Origin of the sequence: Staphylococcus ureilyticus (assembly GCF_002902235.1) — a bacterium.
GTDB classification, from domain to species: domain Bacteria; phylum Bacillota; class Bacilli; order Staphylococcales; family Staphylococcaceae; genus Staphylococcus; species Staphylococcus ureilyticus.
In genome coordinates, this window is the sequence record NZ_PPRL01000110.1 from 1 (window position 1) to 26,500 (window position 26,500).

At 31.2% G+C, this 26,500-nt stretch carries 29 protein-coding genes; 8 read left to right on the forward strand and 21 right to left on the reverse strand.

Features of this window, described 5'->3' with window-relative positions; translation table 11 throughout:
* Positions 1–588: 588 nt before the first annotated feature.
* The 3 genes from perR to bcp form a co-directional block, all read right to left on the reverse strand.
* Entirely contained in the window at positions 589–1,050 is a 462-nt protein-coding gene (gene perR / locus CD150_RS10475) for a peroxide-responsive transcriptional repressor PerR (protein ID WP_046207933.1), read from the reverse strand.
* A 94-nt stretch (positions 1,051–1,144) separates the two neighbouring features.
* Positions 1,145–2,095, reverse strand: coding sequence for an NAD(P)-dependent oxidoreductase (locus CD150_RS10480; RefSeq protein WP_073345839.1), 951 nt, complete (start codon positions 2,093–2,095; stop codon positions 1,145–1,147).
* A 6-nt stretch (positions 2,096–2,101) separates the two neighbouring features.
* Positions 2,102–2,557 (reverse strand): thioredoxin-dependent thiol peroxidase, encoded by a 456-nt coding sequence (gene bcp, locus CD150_RS10485; RefSeq protein WP_073345843.1) that lies wholly within the window; start codon positions 2,555–2,557, stop codon positions 2,102–2,104.
* An 81-nt stretch (positions 2,558–2,638) separates the two neighbouring features.
* Here bcp and CD150_RS10490 point away from each other — a divergent pair, with 81 nt between their 5' ends.
* Together CD150_RS10490 and CD150_RS10495 are read left to right on the forward strand one after the other, a co-directional pair.
* Positions 2,639–3,928 (forward strand): glutamate-1-semialdehyde 2,1-aminomutase, encoded by a 1,290-nt coding sequence (locus tag CD150_RS10490; RefSeq protein WP_064209712.1) that lies wholly within the window; start codon positions 2,639–2,641, stop codon positions 3,926–3,928.
* 75 nt (positions 3,929–4,003) lie between these two features.
* The gene (locus CD150_RS10495) at positions 4,004–5,098 is read left to right on the forward strand and encodes an FUSC family protein (RefSeq protein WP_046207937.1); all 1,095 of its coding nucleotides are present in this window, start codon (positions 4,004–4,006) and stop codon (positions 5,096–5,098) included.
* Between the two features lie 84 nt (positions 5,099–5,182).
* Here the strand turns inward: CD150_RS10495 and CD150_RS10500 are convergent, their stop codons facing one another.
* The 3 genes from CD150_RS10500 to mutY form a co-directional block, all read right to left on the reverse strand.
* Positions 5,183–6,919 carry an ABC transporter ATP-binding protein gene (locus CD150_RS10500; RefSeq protein WP_103161565.1) on the reverse strand — a complete coding sequence of 579 codons (1,737 nt, stop codon included), beginning with the start codon at positions 6,917–6,919 and terminating at the stop codon, positions 5,183–5,185.
* A gap of 196 nt (positions 6,920–7,115) precedes the next feature.
* Positions 7,116–7,658, reverse strand: a complete 543-nt coding sequence (gene ntdP, locus CD150_RS10505; RefSeq protein ID WP_019469633.1) for a nucleoside tri-diphosphate phosphatase — start codon at positions 7,656–7,658, stop codon at positions 7,116–7,118.
* Between the two features lie 66 nt (positions 7,659–7,724).
* Entirely contained in the window at positions 7,725–8,771 is a 1,047-nt protein-coding gene (mutY, locus tag CD150_RS10510) for an A/G-specific adenine glycosylase (protein WP_073345848.1), read from the reverse strand.
* 123 nt (positions 8,772–8,894) lie between these two features.
* On the opposite strand from mutY, the gene CD150_RS10515 reads away from it, so the two are divergent.
* Positions 8,895–9,872, forward strand: a complete 978-nt coding sequence (locus CD150_RS10515) for a metal-dependent hydrolase (RefSeq protein WP_046207940.1) — start codon at positions 8,895–8,897, stop codon at positions 9,870–9,872.
* A gap of 82 nt (positions 9,873–9,954) precedes the next feature.
* On the opposite strand, the gene CD150_RS10520 is transcribed toward CD150_RS10515, so the two are convergent.
* The 7 genes from CD150_RS10520 to CD150_RS10550 all read right to left on the reverse strand — a co-directional run bounded on the left by CD150_RS10520 (position 9,955) and on the right by CD150_RS10550 (position 15,724).
* On the reverse strand, positions 9,955–10,803 hold the full coding sequence (locus tag CD150_RS10520) for a sugar ABC transporter permease (RefSeq protein ID WP_046207941.1): 849 nt from the start codon (positions 10,801–10,803) through the stop codon (positions 9,955–9,957).
* Positions 10,804–10,812: 9 nt separating this feature from the next.
* Entirely contained in the window at positions 10,813–12,345 is a 1,533-nt protein-coding gene (locus tag CD150_RS10525; protein WP_073345852.1) for an ATP-binding cassette domain-containing protein, read from the reverse strand.
* Between the two features lie 15 nt (positions 12,346–12,360).
* Positions 12,361–12,675, reverse strand: coding sequence for a YfhH family protein (locus CD150_RS10530; protein WP_046207943.1), 315 nt, complete (start codon positions 12,673–12,675; stop codon positions 12,361–12,363).
* Positions 12,653–13,471 carry a recombination regulator RecX gene (gene recX / locus CD150_RS10535; RefSeq protein WP_046207944.1) on the reverse strand — a complete coding sequence of 273 codons (819 nt, stop codon included), beginning with the start codon at positions 13,469–13,471 and terminating at the stop codon, positions 12,653–12,655. The genes CD150_RS10530 and recX overlap by 23 nt, the downstream gene beginning before the upstream one ends.
* A 350-nt stretch (positions 13,472–13,821) precedes the next feature.
* A complete protein-coding gene (gene sgtB / locus CD150_RS10540; protein ID WP_103161566.1) occupies positions 13,822–14,634 on the reverse strand; it encodes a monofunctional peptidoglycan glycosyltransferase SgtB in 813 nt (270 codons plus the stop codon).
* A 312-nt stretch (positions 14,635–14,946) separates the two neighbouring features.
* Positions 14,947–15,465, reverse strand: a complete 519-nt coding sequence (locus CD150_RS10545; RefSeq protein WP_103161567.1) for a type 1 glutamine amidotransferase domain-containing protein — start codon at positions 15,463–15,465, stop codon at positions 14,947–14,949.
* Positions 15,466–15,553: 88 nt separating this feature from the next.
* On the reverse strand, positions 15,554–15,724 hold the full coding sequence (locus CD150_RS10550; RefSeq protein ID WP_103161568.1) for an SE1561 family protein: 171 nt from the start codon (positions 15,722–15,724) through the stop codon (positions 15,554–15,556).
* Positions 15,725–15,900: 176 nt separating this feature from the next.
* On the opposite strand from CD150_RS10550, the gene yfkAB reads away from it, so the two are divergent.
* Positions 15,901–17,061, forward strand: coding sequence for a radical SAM/CxCxxxxC motif protein YfkAB (gene yfkAB, locus CD150_RS10555; RefSeq protein WP_103161569.1), 1,161 nt, complete (start codon positions 15,901–15,903; stop codon positions 17,059–17,061).
* Between the two features lie 119 nt (positions 17,062–17,180).
* Here the strand turns inward: yfkAB and CD150_RS10560 are convergent, their stop codons facing one another.
* The 3 genes from CD150_RS10560 to CD150_RS10570 all read right to left on the reverse strand — a co-directional run bounded on the left by CD150_RS10560 (position 17,181) and on the right by CD150_RS10570 (position 19,312).
* Entirely contained in the window at positions 17,181–17,702 is a 522-nt protein-coding gene (locus tag CD150_RS10560; RefSeq protein ID WP_046207947.1) for an acyl-CoA thioesterase, read from the reverse strand.
* A gap of 153 nt (positions 17,703–17,855) precedes the next feature.
* On the reverse strand, positions 17,856–19,094 hold the full coding sequence (locus tag CD150_RS10565; RefSeq protein ID WP_073345867.1) for an aminopeptidase: 1,239 nt from the start codon (positions 19,092–19,094) through the stop codon (positions 17,856–17,858).
* A 14-nt stretch (positions 19,095–19,108) separates the two neighbouring features.
* Positions 19,109–19,312 carry a DUF1128 family protein gene (locus tag CD150_RS10570; RefSeq protein WP_046207949.1) on the reverse strand — a complete coding sequence of 68 codons (204 nt, stop codon included), beginning with the start codon at positions 19,310–19,312 and terminating at the stop codon, positions 19,109–19,111.
* A gap of 132 nt (positions 19,313–19,444) precedes the next feature.
* Here CD150_RS10570 and CD150_RS10575 point away from each other — a divergent pair, with 132 nt between their 5' ends.
* The 3 genes from CD150_RS10575 (at position 19,445) to CD150_RS10585 (ending at position 21,593) form a co-directional block, all read left to right on the forward strand.
* On the forward strand, positions 19,445–19,909 hold the full coding sequence (locus CD150_RS10575; RefSeq protein WP_046207950.1) for a low molecular weight protein-tyrosine-phosphatase: 465 nt from the start codon (positions 19,445–19,447) through the stop codon (positions 19,907–19,909).
* Positions 19,910–19,916: 7 nt separating this feature from the next.
* Entirely contained in the window at positions 19,917–20,201 is a 285-nt protein-coding gene (locus tag CD150_RS10580; RefSeq protein WP_046207951.1) for a YtxH domain-containing protein, read from the forward strand.
* Positions 20,202–20,504: 303 nt separating this feature from the next.
* A complete protein-coding gene (locus tag CD150_RS10585) occupies positions 20,505–21,593 on the forward strand; it encodes a YihY/virulence factor BrkB family protein (protein ID WP_073345872.1) in 1,089 nt (362 codons plus the stop codon).
* A 69-nt stretch (positions 21,594–21,662) separates the two neighbouring features.
* Here the strand turns inward: CD150_RS10585 and vraR are convergent, their stop codons facing one another.
* The 5 genes from vraR to map all read right to left on the reverse strand — a co-directional run bounded on the left by vraR (position 21,663) and on the right by map (position 25,283).
* The gene (vraR, locus tag CD150_RS10590; protein ID WP_019469616.1) at positions 21,663–22,292 is read right to left on the reverse strand and encodes a response regulator transcription factor VraR; all 630 of its coding nucleotides are present in this window, start codon (positions 22,290–22,292) and stop codon (positions 21,663–21,665) included.
* Positions 22,282–23,325: a sensor histidine kinase VraS gene (gene vraS, locus CD150_RS10595; RefSeq protein ID WP_103161570.1), complete on the reverse strand. Its 1,044-nt coding sequence runs from the start codon at positions 23,323–23,325 to the stop codon at positions 22,282–22,284. Before vraS ends, vraR begins: the two co-directional genes overlap by 11 nt.
* Positions 23,322–24,023, reverse strand: a complete 702-nt coding sequence (gene vraT, locus CD150_RS10600; RefSeq protein WP_073345877.1) for a cell wall-active antibiotics response protein VraT — start codon at positions 24,021–24,023, stop codon at positions 23,322–23,324. The genes vraS and vraT overlap by 4 nt, the downstream gene beginning before the upstream one ends.
* 16 nt (positions 24,024–24,039) lie before the next feature.
* A complete protein-coding gene (locus tag CD150_RS10605) occupies positions 24,040–24,426 on the reverse strand; it encodes a hypothetical protein (protein ID WP_019469613.1) in 387 nt (128 codons plus the stop codon).
* Between the two features lie 104 nt (positions 24,427–24,530).
* On the reverse strand, positions 24,531–25,283 hold the full coding sequence (map, locus tag CD150_RS10610) for a type I methionyl aminopeptidase (RefSeq protein WP_046207955.1): 753 nt from the start codon (positions 25,281–25,283) through the stop codon (positions 24,531–24,533).
* Between the two features lie 176 nt (positions 25,284–25,459).
* Here map and CD150_RS10615 point away from each other — a divergent pair, with 176 nt between their 5' ends.
* Complete coding sequence (locus tag CD150_RS10615) at positions 25,460–26,446, forward strand: FUSC family protein (RefSeq protein WP_046207956.1); 987 nt, start codon at positions 25,460–25,462, stop codon at positions 26,444–26,446.
* The last annotated feature ends 54 nt before the right edge of the window (positions 26,447–26,500 follow it).

Consider the following 26,500-nt stretch of genomic DNA (forward strand, 5'->3'; position numbering starts at 1 on the left):
TAATTTGTGTTATCAATAACACGTTGTTTTGATTCAACATTTAATGTTGAAATCGGAATTAACGTTGACATATTGCAATTCAGTTTTCAATGTTCATTGATGTGTTACAAGAATTAATTGTAACATTAAGTTTTTGTTAAGTCAATAATAAATTTTCATTTGTTATTGTTAAGTTTGTTTCGTTTGTTAACTCAACATTTAACATTGTATAACCATTCAATAATTTTAACAAGTGTCAAATTTACACTTTCTATTATTTTTATTTTGGTTTGTTTTAAAGCCGTCTCGTTTTGACGACTTTTATATAATATCAAGATTAATCTCACTCGTCAATTCAATTTCAATAACTTTTTAGTTAAATTTTACCTTTGTAATAACTAATTATTTTTTATATGTATAAATATGTCAAATTGTATAATTATATCAGTGTTGTTTGGACACATTAGCCACTATACCGTCAATTAAAATTGCATTTTTTGTTTTCACTTTATATTGATATAAAACAAGCTCATAGTAATAGAAAGTGCTACATTTATAAATGTAGCACTTTCTAACTTAATAGTTTTTTTCGTAATTGTTCAATTATAATTACTGCTGTAAATTCTCTTTATCTTTACATTCTTTACATAGACCATAAATTTCCATACGATGATGTGTCACATCAAAATTCGTTACGTGTTGAGCTAATTGTTCAACTTCATCTAGTTGTGGGTAATGAAAATCAACAATCTTTCCACAATTTTCACATATAACATGGTAATGATTATGTGTATTAAAATCGAATCGACTTGAAGCGTCGCCATAAGGCAACTCCTTAACAATGCCTATTCCTTTAAATACACGTAAATTATTATATATCGTTGCAACACTTATATTTGGAAAATCGGGTGAAAGTGCTTGATAAATCTCATCAGCAGTGGGATGTGTTTCTGAAACAATTAAAAACTTCAATATCGCCTGTCTTTGTGGTGTTATTCTTATTCCATTATCTCTTAAAGACGCAATCGAGTCTTCTAATTGATGTTCAACTGTTTCCATCTCTGCACTCATGTCCCTCACCATCTTTCTATTTAATAATAATTATTACTTAATATTAATATAACTGTTGCATTATCGAATTGTCAATAAACAAAGACCATTTCAATCAATATCCTGTATCGGGATCAACTTCATTCTCAATTAAAGTATTGTTATTGAGAAAATAACTAAGATTTCGTTTGAATATCTGAGTAACTTCTTGTTTGTTTTCTGTGCCATTGCCCGTAATATGTGCTGTAATTGTAATATTATTTATATTATATAATTGGTTATCTGGAGTAAGTGGTTCGTTTTCAAACACATCTAAATATGATTGTCGTATGATGTTTTCTTTCATCACATTTGCTATTACATTTTCGTCTACGATTGTTCCTCTTCCTACATTAATAAATAAAGCAGCGCTTTTCATCTTTTCAAAATGTTCTCTTTGTAGTAGATGTATTGTTTCTTTCGTTTCTGGTAACGTATTAACAACAATATCTGCTTCTTCTAGTGCTTGAAATAAATTATCGATAGTATACGTTTTGGAAACCCCTTCTACATCATGACCAGTTGTATTAACACCTTGTACAATCATGTCCATCGCGTTAGCAATGGTTGCTGTTTTTTGCGCTATACTTCCTGTCCCTAAAAATAAAAGGGTTTGCCCGCTTACTCTTTTTCCAGTTAGCTTCGAATCATATTTTTTATTTGTTTGATTAATAAATGAAGTCTTCATTTTTTTATAGTCATCTAATATAAACGCCATGATAAATTCAGACATTTGTTTTGCGTGTACACCTCGACCATTCGTCAACAAGATATTATTACTATCGATATAGTTTAAAGGAAGCTTATTTACACCGGTAGCATACCAGGCCAACCATTTCAGATTCGAGCATGACTTCAAAAAGTCTTCATCTAATTTACCATCATATCCAAATAGTATGTCCAAATCCTTTTTATCATGGTCATTAATATCAGAAACACCCTGTGTAAATATAAACTTGACGTTTGGAAAAGCTTCAACTAAATCATTTTCTAAATCTCCCATTCTTTGTAAACTGACTGCCTTCATCTCTAATCACCCCAGAATTGCTTTTAATTCGTCCATTTGTGATTTTACTTTTACTTTTTCTATGACATCGATAATAACGCCATCTTCGTCAATAATGAACGTAGTTCTTACTATTCCCATACTTTCTTTTCCAAAATTTTTTTTTAGTTGATATACACCCACTTCCGCGGATAATTGATAATCTTCATCTACCAATAAATCAAAATTCAAACTATGTTTTTCGCTGAAGTTTTGATGTTTTTTCTTTGTATCTCCACTAATTCCATAAACTTTTGTATTAAGTTCATTAAAATATGATAAATTGTCTCTAAAATCACAAGCTTCTGTCGTGCATGTTGGCGTGTTATCTCTCGGATAAAAATAAAGCACTGCTTTATTTCCTCTTAATGTATCATTAGAAATAATATCACCATTTTGATTCTCAAGTCTAAATTCCGGAAATTGATCTCCTTTTTTCAACAAATAACTCACCCTATTTCTTTTTGTTAATAATTATATGATACGATAATAAACGAAAATATTAAATAAAAGAGGTTGATATTAATGAAATTTACTGAAAGTGAAAGACTTCAAAATTACTCAAATGAATATATATTAGGAGGCGTAAATTCACCTTCTCGTTCATATAAAGCTGTAGGTGGTGGTGCTCCTGTAATGATGAAATCTGGCCAAGGCGCTTATTTATATGATGTAGATGGCAATAAATATATCGATTACTTACAAGCTTATGGACCAATAATTACTGGTCATGCTCATCCTCATGTAACTCAAGCTATTCAAGAACAAGCAGCACTTGGCGTATTATATGGAACGCCAACAGAACTTGAAATAAACTTCGCTAAGAAATTACGCGATGCTATCCCCTCATTAGAAAAGATTCGTTTCGTTAATTCTGGTACTGAAGCTGTAATGACGACAATACGTGTGGCACGTGCGTATACTAAAAGAAATAAAATAATTAAATTTTCTGGCCAATATCATGGTCATTCAGATTTAGTTTTAGTTGCAGCTGGGAGCGGACCTTCCCAATTAGGATCACCAGATTCTGCCGGTGTACCTCAAAGTGTAGCCCAAGAAGTCATCACAGTACCCTATAATGATATAGAATCTTATAAAGAAGCCATTGATTATTGGGGAGATGATATTGCAGCAGTACTCGTTGAACCTATTGTAGGTAACTTTGGTATGGTTAAACCTAAACCAGGATTTTTAGAACAAGTAAATGAAATTACACATAATAATGGAAGTTTAGTGATTTATGATGAGGTTATTACCGCTTTTCGTTTCCATTATGGTGGTGCACAAGACTTATACCAAGTTTATCCAGATTTAACTGCCTTCGGTAAAATTGTAGGTGGTGGTTTACCTATCGGTGGTTATGGTGGTAAACAAGATATTATGGAACAAGTTGCTCCCCTTGGCCCTGCATATCAAGCTGGAACGATGGCTGGAAATCCATTATCCATGAAAGCAGGCATCGCATTATTAGAAGTATTAGAACAAGATGGTATTTATGAATATTTAGATAGCCTAGGTCAACAATTAGAAGATGGTTTAAATAAATTAATACAAAAACACAATATCACTGCTACAGTCAATAGAGTTTATGGTGCATTAACGCTCTATTTTACAAACGAAATTGTCACACACTATGATCAAGTTGAAAATTCAGATGGTGATGCTTTTGCACGATTCTTTAAACTTATGTTACATCAAGGTATTAATCTCGCCCCTTCAAAATTTGAAGCTTGGTTTTTAACAACTGAACACACTAAAAATGATATTGAAAAAACATTAGATGCTGTAGATTATGCTTTTAGTCAAATGAAATAAACTTGAATTTTATAGGGAATCGTTGTATAACAAGTATAAACATAAATTTATTAAATATATGAAGGAGCGGTACATTTGAAATTAGGAGCACGCATTCTGAAGACAGGTATAGCTATTATACTTGCTTTGTTTATCGCTTCTCTGTTCCCTGATGAAGCAGGATTAAAAGCAATCGCTGCTGTCAGTGCGGTAATCGCGATGCAACCAAGTGTTTTTCGTTCCATTAAAACAATTTCTGAAAGAGCAATTGGTAACCTGATCGGTGCAATACTGGCAGTTGTTATGGTTACTGTTTTTGGTAATAATCCAGTAATCATGGGGGTTACTGTTATATTATTAATTGCTATTTTATTCCGTTTTAAATTGGAACATGTAGCTACACTTGCAAGTATAACTGCATTAATTATTATGGGAACACATACTGGTAACTTTTATATTTCTGCATTTTACAGATTTGTCCTTGTTATGGTAGGTGTAATTAGTTCTTCTGCAGTTAATCTTTTATTCTTACCCCCTAAATTCGAGTCTAAAATTTATTATAATTCTTTAAACATTTGTTCAGATATCTTTGTATGGTTCAAACTTGTATTAAATGATACCTCTGAATATCATCATATAAAAGAGGATAGAGGGCTAATCAGCAAACGTATTACAAAATTAGAACAAATCTTTGAATACTATGAAGAAGAACGACCTTGGACGAAAAAGCAAATGTATGCGCAAAATAGAAAAAAAATTCTATTTAAACAAGTTGTCCGTAGCACACGGCAAGCATACGATGTTTTAAAACGAATGAATCGTTATCAAAACGATCTTCATAATTTGAATAACGAGCTGTTACTTCAAATAAAATTAGAAATAGATTTGCTAATCGCCTATCACGAACAAATCTTTATTAGTATTTCAAAGAAAGCACGTTATGATATTAGTCACTTTGATAGTCAGATAGAAAATCCACAAAAAAAAGATTTAATGGATGCTTTCCAACGCGAAATCATTAAAGATCCTTATCAGACAACATATTCATTCACTAATATAATGCAGATTATTTCAGCTATAGAAGAATATCGTTATACTATAGAACACTTGGATCGTTTAGTTATCAGTTTCTTCTCATATCATTCTAATGATAATGAAATTGAAATTGAAGAAGAAGATTTTGATCTATAAAAACTCAATATTTTAACTAAAAAGACCAGAGACATTTAAAAATGTCTCTGGTCTTTTATATTTATTAGTTCGTTCAAAGTCTTTTTATAAATTTTGAATGCTATAAAGATGTTCATAAGCACCTTTTTTCGCTAATAATTCTTGATGTGTGCCACTTTCTACTATTTCACCATTTTCTATAACAACAATTTTATCTGCATGAGTAATTGTAGATAATCTATGTGCCACAATTAACGTAGTACGATCTTTACTTAAGATATTTAATGCATCTTGTATAATAGATTCACTTTCTAAATCCAATGCACTCGTTGCTTCATCTAAGATAATAATCGGTGGATTATTCAAGAAGATTCGCGCTATAGATATACGTTGCTTCTGGCCTCCAGAGAGTTTAACTCCTCTTTCACCCACTTCTGTATCATATCCATCTGTTAATTCCATGATGAAATCATGTGCGTTTGCCATTTTTGCAGCAGCAATGACCTCTTCATCTGTTGCATCGGGTCTGCCTAATAAAATATTTTCTTTAATCGTATCTGAGAATAGTACGTTATCTTGTTGAACTAATCCAATTTGATGTCTGAGGCTACCTGTTAAATAGGACTTAATATTGGTGCCGTCAATTTTAATTTCACCATCTGTAACATCATAAAATCTAGGTATGAGATTGATAAGTGTTGATTTACCTCCACCACTCATACCGACAAACGCTACTGTTTCGCCTTGTTCGATATCCAAATTAATATGGTTTAATATCGTAGATTCATCCGCATTATATCGGAAACTCACATTATTAATTTCAATACGTCCTTCTTGAATTTCTAATGGTAAGGCACCTTTTTTATTCTTTATGTCATAACTTTCATCCATAAGTTGGAACACACGATCCATCGATGCAAAACTTTGCGTTAATGTTGTAAATGAAGAAACCAATCTACGTAAAGGTCCAAATAATTGTTCGAGGTAACCCACAAATGCAGCGAGCGTACCAACTGTAATGGAACCGTTAATAGCTAAAACCGCACCAAAACCTATTACAATTAATGGCCCTAAATCAGTTACTGTATTAATTGCAGCAAATGAATAGGCATTCCATCTCGTATGCGTAAATGCGCGTTGTAAGAAATTGCTATTATGCTTATCAAAATTTACTGCTTCGTTATCTTCTATTGCAAAACTTTTAATGACTGACATGCCTTGTACACGTTCATGTAAAAACCCTTGTACTTCAGCCAAGGCTTGAGATCTCTTACGTGTCAGATTTCTTAAACGTCCAAAGAAGAAGTAGACAGTCAAAATATAAACTGGAAATACTATAATTGCAGCTAGTGTTAATTTTACATCTAGTACAAACATAATAGATAAAGCGATAATGATAGTGATACAATCAAGCCAAATATTCATAAGGCCTGTCAGGATGAAATCTTTTGTTTGTTCAACATCATTAATAACCCGTGAAATAACTTGCCCAGCTTGGTTATTAGCATAGAATCTTGCACTTAGTGCTTGTAAATGATTATATAGACGCTTACGAATGTCATATAATATTTTATTACTTGTCCACTGAGCTAAATATTGTCTTAAAAATTCTATAGGGGGCCTTACGATTACAAAAATAAATACGGCTATTCCTAGCGCAATTCCCAATCTAGCAAATTTTTCTTCTACCGAGATTGCACCGTTATTGATAATGTCATCAATAACATATTTAATTAATAACGGAATAAGCATTGGAATACCAAATTTTAATATACCAACAAGAATTGTGGCAATGATCCGCCATTTATATGGTTTTACGAATTGTATATATCTGCGAATCATACAAACTATACCTCCCTGCTTATTTCAGCAAATGAAACAGCCTTCGTTGAAATTCAACGAGGCTGTTATTACAATTATCTACGATCAGATCATTTAGTTAAGCATTTGCTATTAAGATTTATTCTATACAATTAACTTGTATCATATATACCTTTAATACTATATCGGATATAACTATCAATTACATTAAATATGCTTAATAATCTCTAATCTTTTTAAACCGTTCACGCCAAACTTTAATAAAATCCGGTGCAAAAGGACCTTTTTTTTGTTCAATCCATTGTTGAAGAATATCTACGTTTCTTCGTAAAATTACATCAATATCAGATGAATAATTCATTTGACGCATATGTTGTTCATATTCATCTTCATCTAATAAATGATATTTACCATTGGGATAGACTTTAATATCTAAATCATAATCTATATATTTGAGTGCTTCCTCATCACAGACAAATGGTGAGGATAAATTACAATAATAATAAACACCATCTTCTCTAAACATACAAATAACGTTAAACCAATATTCGGAATGGAAGTATACAATTGCAGGTTCTCTTGTAATCCATGTGCGATTATCACTTTCTGTTACCAATGTATGGTCATTACCACCAATGACTACATGATCCGTACCTTTTAAAATAGTTGTTTCAGACCAAACACGGTGTATATTTCCATCGTGTTTATAACTTTGAATTTTTATCGTCTGACCCTCTTTAGGTATGGACTCTTTAACCATGCTCCACACCACCTTTTCTGATTTCACATATTGAATTATAACATAATTAACGATTACAGAACGACCTTAATTATTTGTTATTAAAAAATTATATATTTTTGACATACTTACTGGAAAGTTATAATTAACTTTATCATCTACAGGCATCCACTGCATATTGTTAGCTAATGTAATCTCTTGCCGATTAACACAACTTTTAGATATATACACATCAATATCCCATGTTAAATGTGTAAACTGATGTTTTAAAGAATAAACAGGTTTAGCTTGAAATTCAATTTCTGTAAATAATTGTGTATTAATATTTTCGTTGCTTTCCGCTTCATACATAGGAAATTCCCACATATTATTTAATAATTTTTGAGTTCTTTTTTCAATAAGTAAATCACCCTTTTCATTACGCACTATATAGACATTTTGTTTTATATGTTTTTTCTTCACTTTTGTCGTTTTTACAGGTAACTGCTCAACTGTTCCTTGTTCAAAGGCTTCACAATGTTCTTGTACAGGACAAAATAAACATAACGGATTTTTTGGTGTGCAAATTAATGCGCCTAGTTCCATCATCGCTTGATTAAAAGTACCTGAATCTTCTTGAACATATGTTTCTAATTCTTTTTCAAATGCTTTTCTCGTGGTTTGTAATTTAGTATCGCGATAATCATTATTCAATCTTGACCACACTCTAAAAACGTTACCATCGACTGTTGCTAATGGAAGGTTGAAAGCAATACTCATGACTGCTGCTTGTGTGTATGGTCCAACGCCTTTCAGTTCCCCAAAACGCTTCGGATCATTAGGTACCTCACCATTATAATTTACCGCTACATCTTTGATTGCATTATGGAAGTTACGTGCACGACTATAATAGCCGAGTCCTTCCCAATATTTTAGCACTTCATCTTCATGTGCGTTACTTAAATCAGTTATTGTTGGAAACCTATTTACAAATTTATGATAATAATCGATAACCGTCTTCACTTGAGTTTGTTGTAACATTACTTCACTTAACCAAATATAGTATGGATTTTTAGTTTCTCTCCATGGCATTTGTCTTTGATTTTTCTCAAACCATTTTACGAGATTATTTTTAAATTCTGATTCGTTATACATGTTATACATCTCTTTCTCTACGTGATTCTAAAACTTTTTTTCTTCATTTTAGTATGTTAATTTTATTATTTAGTATATTAGATTATAATAGAAATAATATTGAAATGAAATGAGAGGATACTTATGGATACAGGTACGCATATTGTCATGGGTATTGGATTAACCGCTTTGGCAACACAAGACCCAGCGATGACTGGTTCATTTGCAGCAACTGCAACTACTCTAATCATCGGTTCTCTGATACCAGATGGAGACACAGTTTTAAAACTCAAAGATAATGCCACTTATATATCAAATCACAGAGGTATAACACATTCAATACCTTTTACGATTTTGTGGCCATTACTTATAACTTTATTTATATTTACATTTTTTAAAAATATTGATGCTAGCCATATCTGGTTATGGGCTCAGCTTGCGGTCTTTCTTCATGTCTTTGTTGATATATTTAATTCATATGGAACCCAAGCGCTCAGACCCATCACAAATAAATGGATTCAACTCAGTGTCATCAATACATTTGACCCAATCATATTCATCCTTTGGTGTGTCGGCATTTTACTTTGGGTATTAGGCTTACATCCATATCTTTCATTTTTCCCTATTTTTGGTATTCTTGTTGTTTATTATATTATTCGGTTTAGGATGCAAGCCATCATTAAACAACAAGCGCTTAAACAAATAAAGCAAGAACATAATCCTGTTAAAGTTTTTGTTGCACCTACCATGCGATTTATGGAATGGCGTGTCGCTATTCAAACAGAAAATCACGATTATGTTGGACGCAGTTATGGTAGAAATATCGTTTTTAGTGATAAATCTGAGCGTCATCCTTTTCCTAGTAATGATTTAATGCAATTTGTTAAAGATGATAAAAACATAAAAACTTTCCTTAACTTTTCATCTATATATCGCTGGCAAGCTAGAAAGCTAGATGATGACACGACAGAAATTAGATTAATCGATTTACGCTATCTAAAAAATGGTCACTATTCTTTTGTAGCAATCGCACATCTAGACGAATTTATGAATATTGATCATTCTTATATTGGTTGGGTGTTTAGTGAAGATAAATTACAAAAAAAATTATTTGCAAAGTAAAAATTTTATTGATAGTAACAAAGGCTGGGACACAAGATTGTGTCTCAGCCTTTACTAATAAGATTGAAAATGACTAAAATCATTATTTATGGTTTGTATTTTGAGCAATTACATTTTCGTTATGATTTGAATCATTTTTTAATTTGTCATCAGTATCCTTTTTCTCATGCGCAACTCTAAATTTCTGATATGCTGTCGTTCTAAACAGAGCAAATATCAATGCACAAGCTGTCGCCATTAAAAATATAAAATAAAAATGGTATGGTATATTATTTAAGCTTAATGCACCTAAAACAACAGACTGTGAGATTCCCTCTATAAGATAAAATAACGGGTTCAACATTAATATATGAGAAATTACTGTTGAATTACTGGACGGAATATACACAATTGGTACGAGAAAAAACATAATGACTGATAATATATAAAATATGATATCTACATTATTTTTTGTAATAGTTAGTAAACCAAATACTGTAGAAATAACTACGACAAAGATAATTGACATTATAACAAAATATATTGTCGATGGAATGGAACTCTCTATATTAACTGGTGTCATTAATATAATCATCATTAACGCAATAAACATTAATAAATTAGAAATAATAGCTATCATAATCGTTTGAAAAATTGGATTCAAATTAAAAACTTTAGCAGTAAAATACTCTTTTTTAAACAATTGATAACTTTGATAAATAGCTATCCAGATAAATGAAAAACTTATTAATGCTGCTAATCTAAAATAACCACGTGCTTGTTTTATTTCTTCTGTACCATTCACATTAAATATGAACATTAGCAGACATAATAACAGAATGCTAATAATAAATGGTATTACAAACCATTTCCATTGCCCCTTTAATCGATGGTACAAGTGTTTACTTAAAAATGGTGCATTCTTATAAAAATTAATTAAATTATCTATCATTTACTACACCTACAATTCAATATATATCCATTTATCATTTTTAAAATCTGCCATGAAATAACCATCACCTGATTTAGTAATCCAGAAGTTATTATCAATATTAAATTTCTCTTTTAACTTCGCTTTATCTTTCATCGGAATTGTAAACCCGGAAAGTTTATTTTGATCATTAAATATCATTGCAATCGGTTGTTGAACGATAGGTACAATAAAGCGATCATTTTTCCCTTCTTCTGGAACTAATGAATCTGTCACAGTACCATGCTTTTTATGTAAGTGACTATTAAAAAATTCAAAATAATTACTATAATTTTTACTCATAAATGGCGCGAGTGCATCTCCACTATGTTCTTCAAATAAACCTGCTGGATCAAAATAACGAATATCTTTTTTCCCGACCTTATAAGACTGATTATCGACACTAACACGATAATTTTTTGTGTTTTCCCCAGTAATGGTAAGCAAAGCGTACTTGCTAGGACTTAACTCATTTCCTTTTTTTAGATTCTTTAATTTAACTGAATCATCTAATACGATTCCATATGATAGTTTAGCTTCGTAAGGATTTTTAGGTTGGTTTTGAATAGTGGCTTGGTCTTCATTTTGTCCTATGTTAATTTTACCAATATCATTAAATATTAACACTGCTGTTAAAAGCACACCTAGTATACAAATAGTTATAAATGTCCAGAATCTAACTAGTACAATCGGTGGTTTGACGTGGTTATATCTTTCAATTCGTTTGAAATTATAAGTTAGCTCAGGCGTACGCGCTCTACTTTTTTTCCAATCTAAATCAAAATTTCGTTTTTCTTCATCACTTTCTAAAGATGCTCTATCTCTCTCATGTTCATTAAATACAGGAATGACTTGTTTAATAGAACCTTCCATTCTAAGTTGACCATGCGAAACCCACGCTATATAATTACTTGCCTTACTAACTCTTTCAACATTGTCATCTATCATAACAATGGTTAAATTATTATTTATGTATTCATCTGATAGTTCAATTGCTTTTTCAAAGTATTCATCCGTTAAATTTTGCAGTATTTTATTAAAAATGATAATACTTGCTTTAGATGTTCTTGCAAGTGAAAAAAGTATGCGGGCATATACTTCATCTGGTAATTCACATATAGGCGTATCACTTTGCGCTTCGACATGTGCATATTTTAGAACTTGTTCAACTTTATGCGTATTGACTTTGTATGGGAATAATGTAACTGCATTAGATATGAAATCTTCAACCGATATATTTTGAGCATATTTATCGTCTATATCTGCATAAAACAAATCTGTTTTGCGCACAATTCTTCCCTTATCAGGTTTAATTTCACCACTTAATATCCGACCTACAAGAGATTTTGAAGACGCAGGCTCACCGATGATGCCAAGTGATTCACCTTGATAGATATGTAGATTAATATTATTTAACTCTATGTTATCTGCATCATAACCAAAAGGCTGATACCACTTTTTTGATTTTTTATTTCTATAGTAATGTGTTACATTAAGTAACTTTAAAATAATTGAACTACCCATGCTATCTTCATCCTTCTACAGTTTTAATAATGCTAAGGGCAAACCTTCTTCTGGCTCTGAACTATTAATTCTGAATCCCCATGCAAAAATACCTTTAAGTCGTTCTACCTTAAAATAACTTTTTGTACCATCATTCAGTTGATAAATTTTGCCAAGTTCTACTTTATTTCTATCTACTAAATAGCTTTCTGCTATGATTGCTTTACTTGCATATACGTCATATTCGTTATAAATACCATTCATTTCTGCTTTGCGCATTTGTTCTTTATACCCTTGAATTTCATGACGTAATTCTATTTCACTCATTTCACTCAATTTCTTCCGTTCCATTCTCAATACCACTCTCTTCTAGTTTAGATTTTATTTTATCATATTGATAGCCTTTTCTCATAAGTGTTTCAATCGTTTTATTGACTAATTTTCTACCTGTATACTTTTTCGAACTCTTAGTATACGCTTTTTCTAAATCGTTTTGTAATAACATGTCTAATGATTCTTCTGATTGTGAAAAATCTAATTCTTCCATCACGATGTTAATCGTTTCAAATGTATAACCTTTTTGCATCAAAGATTGTTTTAACTTTTCTTCACGCTTTATTTGTGGTCCTTTTTTTTGTTTCAATATTTTATTCGCTAATTTTATAATCTTGTCTAAAGGTTGTTCTTCATTATATAAAAGCGCATATTCGTCAATAATATTTTGCTCTATACCAGCTTCGCGTAATTTTTGTTTGAAAATTTCAGGTCCTTTATCCGTAGTTAAAATCATTGTGTTTTTTAAACTATTTGCGTAATCTTTATGATCTATTAAATTTTGCTTATGGCAATAATCTAATACATCTGCAATAACACTTTCTGAAATATCTTTCTTTGCTAGATGCTGTGCCACTTCGTGCTCAGTTCTTTTTCTATATGACAGATATTGAATCGCTATATTAATCGCTTGTCTATATTGCTCATACTTTTGAATTTTTTCCATTTCAGCTGCTTCAACAAGTTGTCCCTTTTTAAGATTAAAATAGACAAAAGTATCAATATCAATACCCATCTCAAATTCATCATCTAAATATAAATTAAAACGTTCTTTATTGTTTTTTTGAACTTCTATTTTTGTGATTTTCGGCATTATCTTCACTCCACTTATAAGAATAACTTATATTGTTTATGAATGGAATTATAGTGATTTTTATTTGCAAACTTCAACTTCATTATTTTTATATACAAATTATATCATGGTTCAAGGTTTATTCCTTTCACAAAATGACATCGCTAATCTGCAAATTTCAATATATTTTATAGTACTTAACATGCATTTAAAAATCCTCCAATGCACAGTTGCAATTAACGTATTTTGTATTTTTAAAAGATTTAAAAAAGCCCCTTCTAAGTATTCATTTTTTCATGACTACTAAGGCAGGGACTTCTCTTTGACAACTTATCTTATACTTCTCATGATACTTGCTAATACTACTATAATCATACGCCTAATTCTAATAATGCATTTTTGTATTGTTCATCTGAAATAAATTCTTGTTGTTTCATTTTTTCTAAATCCGTTTTCACTCGATTTATGAAATTATCCGACATATCATCGATATTATAAACACTAGGTGCATTAATTTTGCTTGCTAAAATGGCACTCTGTAAAACTGAAATTTGTGGCAACTCTTGATTGTTTTTATCTGTCGTAACCCCAAAGTAATAATTTGCAGCTGATTCTACTGAATAATTATCACTACCGTAATAAATGTTATTCATATAAAAACTAAGTATTTCATCTTTACTGTAGTTTTTTTCAACGCGATGAGCTACAAACAATTCTTTAACTTTACGTGTAATAGACTGTTCATTATCATATAAATAATTTTTTACTACCTGTTGCGTGATTGTACTTCCACCTTGTACATTTTTATCACTTAATGTCGAAAAAAGTGCCCTTGACGTTCCTTTTATATCAAATCCGTGATGCCTATAATAGCGTTCATCTTCCATAGCTATAAATGCACCTTTAGTATATTCTGGCATGTTTGAGACAGAGACAAACGAATTCTTATTTTCTATTTTTTTTAATTCATCAATATCTGCGCGCGTACTCAAAGCATACATTATAGCAATAAATATTCCTAAAACAATTAAAATAGGAATAAGTAATTTGAAGAAAAGTCCTTTTCCTTTTTTCTGTTTTTTTGTTTTTGTTACTGGCTGAAAATAAGTATTATATTGAGGTTCGTTTACAGTATCAGCTTGAGATTTTTTGGTTGTTTGCTTATAACGATCGCTTCTTTTCATGCGGTAGCTCCTTTATATTGCTCTCATATCATTATAAGTGAGTTTATCAATTGTTGGAATTTTTATCTATAGTAAATCATAAAAATCAGTCCAAGGGTGTATATGTAACTCCTATCATGGCATTATGATTAAAGCTCTTAAAATTTATAATCTCAATCTCAAAATACGGTTTGAATTTAAAATTCTATAAGAAACAAAAAAGTTGCCTATATTTTATAATGAACCACTTTAGAACCTTCAAAGTAAATTCATCTAAAACATAGACAACTATTTCCTTAATACCATTTTTAAAAATTGACGTACTACAAATGATTAAGAATTTAATTGATCTACGATTGCTTTATTAAAGTCATCTAAATCATCAGGTGTACGACTTGTTACAATATTGTTATCAACAACTACAGATTCGTCAACAACTTGTGCACCAGCGTTCGCTAAATCTTTACGAACATTTAGTACTGCAGTTACTGTTCTACCTGATAAGTCGTCTGTATCTATTAAAATTTGTGGTCCATGGCAAATTGCAAACGTTGGGACATCATTTTTGGTAAAGTATTTAGCAAATGTACCATATCTGCCTTCAGAATCACCACGTAGATGATCAGGTGAGAAACCACCTGGAATTAATAATCCATCATAATCTTCTGGTTTTGCATCAGCAATACTTACATCCACAGAAACTTTTTCCCCATGTTTCCCAACAACTTCACTATTGGCTTCATCTCCAATAACAACAGTTTCGTGTCCTGCTTCTTCAATTGCTTCTTTAGGACTTGTTAATTCTACATCTTCAAATTCATTCGTTACAATAATTGCTACTTTTTTAGCCATGAATTATCACCTTTCCATATTTATGTTATATATTCTATATAGACTAAACTTGAGATTTTTAAACATAAACATTATATTACTTCGAAATTTAATCGGATGTTTTCGAAACTGATTTAACTTTTTCTTCTAATTGATCTAATAAACCAATCCATTCGTCTATGTCTTCTACTTTAACTTCATTAGGGTTAACATGATCGATATCATTCATAAACTTTTCTAGTCTCTTTTTTATTTGATCTACTGTTTGATTGTCATCCATTATATTAGTAACTCCTTTTTTTCAGATATTAATATACTAACATGGATTTGACAAATTTTGCCAAAGTCTTAATAATTATAAACTGAAATAATTTTACTCAATTAGAAACATTTCTAAATGTTTAATCATTTCACACATTTAAATCTAAGCCAAGCTTTAATAAAAGGATGTTTAAAATGACATATCAAAAATCTTTATTGTCTAGTATAAAAAAACCTATTTCTATATTTAATGATCCATGGGAAACCTATAATGATATCCAAGAACATAATGCATTAACTTTGAGTAATATTGAATTCACCACGACGAATCTATGCAATATGCGTTGTAGTCATTGCGCGGTAGGATACACACTTCAAACTGCAGACCCTTCTCCTTTACCAATGGATTTAATTTATCGACGTTTGGATGAAATCCCAAATTTAAAAACGATGTCCATCACTGGTGGTGAACCTATGTTTTCAAAGAAATCTATTAAAAATGTTGTGAAACCACTATTGAAATACGCCTATGAACGCGGGATTTATGTTCAAATGAATTCAAATCTTACATTACCTATCGACAGATATTTAGATATAGCTGAATATATTGATGTAATGCATATTTCACATAATTGGGGAACGATAGATGAATTTACAGAAGTTGGATTTGGAGCAATGGAAAAACAGCCACCATTGAAAGCAAAATTGAGACTTTATGATCAAATGTTATCAAACGCTCAAACACTTTCTGAACAAGGCATGTTCATTTCTGCTGAAACAATGTTAAACAAAAGTACAAGACCTTATCTGAATAAAATACATAATGAAATTGTTAATGATATGAAATGTCAAAGACATGAAATTCATCCGATGTATCCTTCTGACTTTGCTAGTCAATTAGAGGTGTTATCATTAGCTGAAATCAAAGAAGCAATTCATCACTTACTAGATATTCGACATCCAGATATATGGATGCTTTTTGGAACATTACCCATTTACCCATGTATTTCCAACGAAGATGATCAAGCATTACTACATAGATTAAGAAATTCCAAAAATGTTACGATGCGAAATGATCCAGATGGTAGAAATAGATTAAATGTGAATGTGTTCTCTGGAAACATTATAGTGACTGATTTTGGTGATGAAAATGGTACTTTATCAAATATTAAAAATGATAAACTCACAGATGTTTTTGATGCATGGTTAAAGACACCTTTAGCACAATCATTAAACTGCCGTTGCCCTAAATTTAATTGCTTAGGACCAAATGTACTCGTAAAAAATATGTATTATCCTGATACAAATTTCAAACAAAATGAAATAGATATGCATCGACGTTATCCTATGCATTGATCATCTCTATTAAATTTAATAATTCAATCAAAAAAGGAATGTCATTTTCAAATATGATGAATATCCTTAGTCAAAACTAAGATTTCAATCATCATATTCGGAATAGACATTCCTTATCTTTATTCTATATGCTGCACACTAGCTAAAAACTCAATTGTTTCTTTACTTTCTTGTCTTCTTTCTTTACGGCGTTTAACCCTCGCTAATGCTGTTTCATGAAACCAGTTTTCAGTTTTTGATTCTGGATACACTTGTGGTACATTTGATGGTTTACCTTCATTGTCCAGTGCAACAAAAGTCAAAAAACTCAGCGCTGCTAGGTGCCTTTCATTTTTCAAAACATCCTCAATTGTAATTTGTACACATACTTCCATTGATGATGTGCCTGCATATGACACCATTGCCTCATATGAAACGATATCGCCCGTTTTAATTGGCTTTAAAAAATCAACAGAATCTGTAGATGCCGTAACAACTTGTGCGTTACTATGCTTCATTGCTGTAATTGCTGCTATTTCATCAATGTTAGCCATCAACATTCCCCCGAACATCGTATGATGATGATTCGTATCTTGCGGAAATACTTGTCTTGCTTTAACACTTCTCGATTCAGACATCGATTTCATTTTAGTAGTTCCCATAATATATTCCTTCCCTTTTTAAACTTAAGCAAATATAAATTAGGAGTGGGACAGAAATCTATTTTTATTAAAAAGATTTCGCCGTCCCACCCCGAAAATGATGATTTTAATTGAAAAATATCTAATGATTAAACTATTTTTATTTTAAAATGATTAATTAGCCCAATTACCATTTTCAAAAATCAGTTCTTGCTCGCCACTTGCTGTGATTCCATAAATCGTTAAATCAGAACTACCAATCATAAAGTCGACATGGACCAGTGAATCGTTTAATCCATGTGCTAATTTTTCTTCAGTAGTCATCGTTGTGCCACCTTCAATATTAAAGCCATAAGCTGAACCTAATGCAATATGACAAGAGGCATTTTCATCAAATAGCGTATTATAAAATATTGTATTCCGATTAGAAATTGGGGAATCGTCTGGTACTAAAGCCACTTCACCCAAGTGTTTGGCTCTTTCGTCTGTATTCAGTAAATCACGTAGTACTTCTTCACCTTGTTCGGCTTTAAAGTCTACTACTTCACCGTCTTTAAATGTAAGTGTAAATCCATCAATAATATTACCGTTATGGCTTAATGGTAATTTATTCGTTACATATCCATTCACTTTCAATCGATGCGGTGCTGTGAATACTTCTTCTGTCGGAATATTAGCAACAAATGCTTGACCATTCTCTGTATAACTCGTTGCATCTTCCCAAATATGCCCTTCTGGAAGACCAATTTTTAGATCAGTTCCTTCAGAGATATAATGCAAAGCCTCATAGCTTTTACGTTGCAATTTATCTGCATGTTTACTTAAATTTGCAATATGCTTTTCCCAATTTACCACTGGATCATTTCCGTCTACACGTACAATGTCTAGGACTTCATCAATAAATTTTTCATATGCTGCTTCTACAGTTAATTCTGGGTATACACGTGCTGCCCACGCTTTTGATGGAAATGCAGCTACACACCAAGGAAATTGATTTTTCTGACTTGCTTCCATATAACCTTTATATGCTGTAGCGTATTGTCTTTGGAACGTGGCTAATTTATCACTATCTATACCATTTAATAAATCTGGATCCTGAGTAATTAATGCTAGATTTGCTGCACCACGATTAACATAATCCATGCGTTTAGCTACCTCGTACGTCTTAACTTCATTTTTTTCAAAATGTTCAACTGTTTCATTTTCAAATTTAAGACGTGCTAAACGATCATCACTATACTCTACTTTCACATCTGAAGCCCCTCTTTTATATGCTGCTTCAACTATGTAATGCGTCAATTCTAAAGCATCTACGCTTGAACGTATGAATACTGGTTGGCCTTCTTGTACGTTCATGCCAATGCCAGCTAATAATTCAGCGTACTGTTTCATTTTATGTTGTAATTGCCCCATATTTAAACTCTCCCTTATTTACGAATTTGTCCAAGCGCATCTGCAATTGCTGAAGCTTCACTTGGCGTAAATGAGGCTTTCGACGTTACATAATCATATACCTCTTTTACTTCTTGCGCATCAGCAGATTTATATTTTTCGGGATTGATTAAACTTTGATTAACTAGATTTAAACGATCACGAATTTCTTCAATCATTTCTTCGTTATTTTTAGTCACAACTCTCACCTCTTTTTAATTTATTTTATCAAATTTGCTAACCTTGTAAAACTTTTATCATAATTCCTCTTTAGAAATGATTAAAAAAACATTAAAATGGGAAATAGGATTATATAATTTGGAGGTCAATATATGATTACAGTTGCATTTGTTTGTTTAGGAAATATTTGTCGCTCACCTATGGCAGAAGCTATAATGCGCCAAAGATTAAAAGATAGAAGTATCGATGGTATAGAAGTCACTTCAAGAGGTACAGGTAAATGGAATCTTGGTCAATCACCTCACGAAGGGACACAAAAAATATTAACTGAACATCATATTCCATTTGATGGGATGATTAGTGAACTATTTGATTCTAACGACGACTTTGATTATATTATTGCTATGGATCAAAGCAACGTTGATGATATTCAAAGTATTAATCCAAATATTAAAGGAAAATTATTTAAATTGTTAGATTTCAGTGATATGACTGAAACTGATGTACCAGATCCTTATTATACAAACAATTTCGAAGGCGTGTATAAAATGGTACAATCGTCTTGTGATAATTTAATTGATTTCATTATTAAAGATGCTAATTTAAGAGAGGGGTAACAACATCATGCAAAACAAATTAATTCCAGGTATATTATTAGGTGCTGTAATAGGAGGCGCAGCAACACTTGCTGACAAATCTACACGCCAATCATTAAAACAATCAATTAAAGATATTAAAGAAGGTAATCGTTCACAAAAGCCTTCAGCATTTTCTAACATTAAAGATGAAGTTTCATATTGGAAAGATGCAATTGAAGAAATTAGACGTAATAATCCTGAGTTAGAACGTTCTTTAAAAGATGCAAAGGATACATTTGTTGAACGCAAAAATAATCGTTTGAAAAATTAAGGAACAGCTTTACTAATGAACATTATAAACGTTTATCTATTTCATATTTATAAATTGAAGTGAATCGTCAAAGATGACTAGCAGAAATATAACATAGTCAACTTAGCGGGGGTGGGAATTGGAAATCAACTTGTTAGTTATGATTTCTTACCTACCCTCTTTATTTTTGATTTATTATCTGATATTTTATTTCTCAAAAGATACTTTATTTCAAAAGAATGTAGCAACACATATTTACCTTTAATAGATTTTACAGTATATTAAACTGTATACGTAAAATATCAGTACACAAGGAGATTTGATATGTCTAAAAATGAAAAAACATCTTCTAATTTTCTGAATGAAACTAAAGAAGTTGAAGAACAAAAGAACAAAAAAGATAAGCACGAACAAATTGAACGTGATCGCATATACATAACACCAAATGAATTCAAATCGAAATCACCAAAAAAAGATAATCAAGAATTTTTTGTCTCACGTATCAATAAACCAGCAAAATATACTAAAGATTCAAATTTTTTCTCTTATTTAGTATATAGAATAGGAAAAGACGATGCATCAGGATTATCAGCACAATTATCCTATTATTTTATGCTGTCACTATTTCCTATGTTACTTTTCTTGTTATCTATTGTGCCATATCTCGGTATTAAACAAGGTTCAATTAGAAGCATGATTAAGGAACATGTACCACAAGATTACGCACCACAAGTATCATCTATTATCGGTGATATTATGGACAATGCTAGTGGTGGCTTACTATCTATTGGGTTAATCGCAGCATTATGGTCTGCATCCAACGGTATGACTGCATTAATGAATTCGTTCAATGTCGCATATGATGTTGAAGATAGTAGAAACTTTGTAGTTTCTAAACTATATAGCGTGTTATTCACATTAGCAATGATAATCGTAATGCCAGTTGCGCTTGTTTTACCTACATTTGGTCAACAAATTGGCGATCTATTATTTGGGCCTATTGGACTTGGTGAACAAGTGAAATGGGTATTTGATACAGTACGTTTTGTATTGCCCGTTATTGTCGTTCTAATTGCATTTATGGTTTTATACACATTAGCGCCAAATGTTAAAATTAAAATGCTTTCAGTTATACCCGGTGCTATTTTTGCAACTATCGTATTTTTAGGCGGCTCTTATTTATTTGGTATTTATATTTCAAACTTTGCTAATTATTCTAAAACATATGGTAGTATTGCCGGTATCATTATATTAATGCTATGGCTTTATATCACTGGTTTTATCATCATCATTGGTGCTGAAATCAATGCTATTATGCATCAAAGAAAAGTTGTTGCAGGTAAGACACCAGAAGAAATTACCATTGATCAACTTGAAGAAGAAAAAAATAGCGATGTAAATGAAACGACTTAATTTTCTTTATATATAAATTTAAAAAGCTAAAACCTAGGCACACATTATTTGCTTAGGTTTTAGCTTTTTTTATTGTATTAAATTATGTTGAAATGCATAAATTACAGCTTGAGTTCTATCTTGTACTTCTAATTTACTCAACACGTTACTAACATGTGTTTTAACTGTTTTGATTGTAATATGTGAAGCACTAGCAATTTCCTGATTTGAGTAACCTTTAGCGATTAATAATAATATCTCCATCTCACGTTCAGTTAACATCTCATATAATTCAGCACGTTGTTTCATACGATTCCTCATCTTAACCAACACTTCTGCTTCAAACACAGATTCATCACGATATGTTTTACGTATCGCTTCGGCGATATCGCTGGCACTTGTCGTTTTTAAAATATAACTATCTACACCAGAATCTAAAGCACGGTATACTTCATTATCTTCAATATAACTGGTTAGCATAACAACTTTAATGTGTGGCAAATCTTTCTTGATTTGTTCTGTAGCTTCTACACCATCCATATCATCCATGAGTAAGTCCATTAAAATTAAATCAGGCTTAAGTTCATGTGCTTTTTCAATTGCATCTTTCCCCGATTGCCCTTCTCCGACTACTTCTATATCTGGTTGAGTAGATAAATAACTAGAAATACCAATTCTGACCATTTCATGATCATCAACAAATAATACTTTAATCGGCATACGAATCCTCCTTATTTAATGGGGCTTTAACTTCAATCCGTGTTCCTGAATCTGGCAGTGATACTATATGAAATGTTGCACCAATTTCAAGTGCTCGTTCACGCATATTTTTTAACCCATAGCTTTGTTCTACCTTATCATCAACGTTAAAGCCTTTACCATCATCTTGTATACGTAATAATAAATATTCTTCTCTATTAAACAATTCAATTGTAACTTTTGTACCTTTTGAATGTCTTAATGTATTTGAAATTGCTTCTTGTGTAATTCTAAACAAATGATCTTCAATGCCTTTAGGAACGTCGAAATCTTCAATATCATGTACGACTTTCATTGGCACTTTTTTCTGTAGATCAACTACTAAATCTTTGATACCTTGGCCAAGTGATTTATCCTTCAAGCCAATTGGTCTTAAATGTAATAGCAAGGCGCGCATTTCTAATTGTGAATCTTGGACCATTTTTTCCAATACTGGAATTTGTTGATCTAAAGGTGCTTTCAAATCAGTTTCTTTAATGGCAGAGAGCATCATGCTTGCTGCAAATAGTTGCTGGCTTACGGAATCATGTAACTCACGAGCCAGTCTTTGCCTTTCATCTTCAATTATTTTTTTAACTTTCACATCGTTCATATTATGTGATTCATTCGTTAAATTTTGTGTTTTTAAACGTAATTTATGAACTTCTTGATTGAGCGGTACAAGTGTTTGATATAATTCAATTGTTTCATTATATAATTCTATATTCTGGTCGTTGATACCAACTGTTTGTCCTTCAATAGAACGTTCAATTTGATCTTGTAACCAATGATTTTGTTGATTGATTTTATATGCTAATACTGAGCCAACTATGATGCATAGTAATATAACTAATAAATTAATAAATAGTAAAACTGGAATACCAAAGATTTGTGTATAAATCATACCTTGAAAATATATAATATTCACAAATACTTTATCTATAAAAAACATAGCGAAAAATGTACTATAAACTAATATCAACATCGACCCTATTGCTCTTATGTAGTGATTCATTTATAAATCACCTCAACATCTCCTATGAATGTTGACAAATAGACATTAACAGCATAATTATCTTCTTTTGTTTCTTCACTAACTTTAATATTGTTGTTTTCAACTTTATATGATGTTTCATTGACGTATGCATTGCCATAAAGTGCTGAAAAATGTAACTTTATATTGTAATTTAAAGGCACAATAATTTGCACTTTACCTAAAAAATGTCTGATTACTACCGTATTATGTTCTCTAATATTAGCAGCTTTAGACATATCTATATGAATATCACCAATACCATGCTGTATTTGTAAATCTTCCCATTTATAAACATAAATAGGTGTACGTTGCTCACCAAACCACTTTTGTTTAATAAATTCTGGAGATTCTACTGCCTCTTCTGTCGCAATAATTTTCAACGGTTTAAATCTATAAAAGATATATCTCACTATTAACACAATTAAAAATATAAATAATATAATAATCGTGTATTTATTAGATAATAAGGTAAAAGCAATAAGTAATACCCCTATCCAAAATGATAATAAACCTCGTATTTTATGAAAATATAAATATCCTACATAAACCAATATACAGCCTAATAATAATACAAAAATAAAGCCAATTTTTTCAAAGAAAATATAGTAGAAATTAGCTATTATCATTAATGCTGTAAACACAATCAACATCTCAGTTGATATATATTTATGAGTCATGTTTCGCCACCTTTCTTCAAGCGACTAAACTAATTTGTTCGATTAAATCACATTCTGTTTCAACATTTACTTTTTCTTTAGCTTGTTGTGATAAATCGGCTACAATACGTGCGTAGTCTGCTTCCATTTCATTCAAATCATTTTTAATTTTTTCTATATCATAGTGCTCAATTTCCTGTGCACATTCAATATCAGATTCATCTAAAATGTCGATATATTTATTTTCTAAAGATAATGTTAAATGATCTATTAGCCTAGCTACATAAGTTTTTCTTTCAAACAGATAATTTATGTACATTTCTATACTTCTTAATTTTTTATCAAGATATTGTCTATACTCAATTAAGCTTGAATAAAAGGTTTGTTTGGTCATTTTTTCTAAATAAGTCGTAATATAATTCATAGAATCACCTCATGATTGATTAGATTCTATTATAAAAAATATCCGGAACCATTAGTATAGGCTCCGGAACCATCTTATATTAGGACTTTAGACCGAAACTTATTCTAATCTATTTTAGTAGTTAAAACTGGTCCTTCTTTCGTTACTATAACGGTATGTTCAATTTGAGCAACAAAGCTTTTATCTTGCGTTTCAAAAGCCCATTCATTTTTACCTTCTGTGACAAATGTTGCTTTTGAAGAAATAAATGGCTCAACAGCAATTACAGTGCCTTCTTTAAGCAATGTTTTATCTTTTGGATCATAATAATTCATCACATGGCTTGGAGATTCATGTAATGACTGACCTACACCATGACCTGTTAAATTTTTAATCACAGTTAAATCATTTTTACGTGCCGTCGCGTGGACTGCTTTACCAATTTGACTTAGCTTCGCACCAGGCTTGATTTTGGTCATAGCTGCATCAAATGCTTCTAATGCAACATCACAAACTTTTTGTTTCAATGGATTATCCGCTTCACCAACTACAAATGAAATTCCTGTGTCCGCATAATAGCCATTTTTCAAGGCAGAAACATCAATATTTACTAAGTCGCCTTCACGAATTTTTCGTTTTCCAGGAATACCATGTGCCACTTCTTCATTTACGCTGATACAAGTTTGGCCTGGAAAGTTTTCGTCATGAATTGGCGCTGAAATAGCTCCATGTGCTTCAAATAAATCTTTTGCAATATCATCAAGTTCTTTTGTAGTAATACCAGGTTTAGTAGCTTCTTGCATTTTGTCTCTGACAAGTGCACAAATGTATCCAATATCTTTTAGTGCTGTTAATTCTTCTTCTGTTTTTACAATCATTTTATCCCGTTCCTTTTTGTAAATTATATTCCTTCTTATTATAGCAGACTTTTTTTGATATAATAAATTAGAAAATTTTTATCATATATAGTTTAACATTTTAACGAAGTAATGACATAACCAGTTTTACAATTCTGGTTAAATCATTAAACGTTTATTTATATAGGAGTTTTAATATGAATGATTCTTGGTATAAAAATATTGTTGGTGCACGTACAATAAAAACAGGTTTAGCTACATTTTTAACTGCTCTTTTTTGTTTAGCCTTAAATTTAAACCCAATTTTTGCTATATTAACAGCTATAGTCACAATTGAACCAACCGCTAAGGCTTCATTAATAAAAGGGTATAGAAGACTTCCTGCAACAATTATTGGTGCATTATTTGCCGTGATTTTCACTTTTATTTTTGGTGATCAATCTGCTTTTGCCTATGCATTTAGTGCAACATTCACCATTATTTTATGTACAAAATTGAACTTACAAGTTGGTACTACTGTAGCAACATTAACCGCAATGGCTATGATTCCTGGTATACATGATGCTTATTATTTTAATTTCTTTTCCAGACTATTAACAGCTATTATTGGATTAGTAACAGCTGGATTAGTGAACTTTATTGTCTTACCACCCAAATATTATGATCAACTGGATGATGCTATTAATTTAACAGAAGAAAAAATGTATGCATTATTTCATAAGCGTATACGCCAACTAGTTGTTGGTAAATTTTATAATGGATCGACCAATCAACAACTGGCCTCCTTATTAAATTTAAATCAAAAAGTCGAAACGTTGCTTTCTTATCAAAAAGACGAACTCAGTTATCATAAACACCATCATTCAGAATGGATTCGTTTAAAGTCTTTAACTACACGTACACATACAAATCGCTTATTCATAACTCACCTATCTAACTTAGTTTATTTGCCAAAAGACACGCAGGTTACTTTTACTAAAGAAGAGCAACTTGCTATGCTGAATATTGCTGACAGTATAAATAATATACATAGTACCGGGCATTTTGAACGTCATCCTGAATCAGCGTCATTACTTAAATCCACGGTCAAAGGTTTAGATGAGTTTGATAAAAACCAATTAAAAAGTCATATTGTCTATGAAATACTATTAATTTATAGAATTTTAAATAGTCGATTTGCTTAAAGAATAACATTAAATACGTAACATAAAAAATAGCCTAGGACCTTTGTCCTAGGC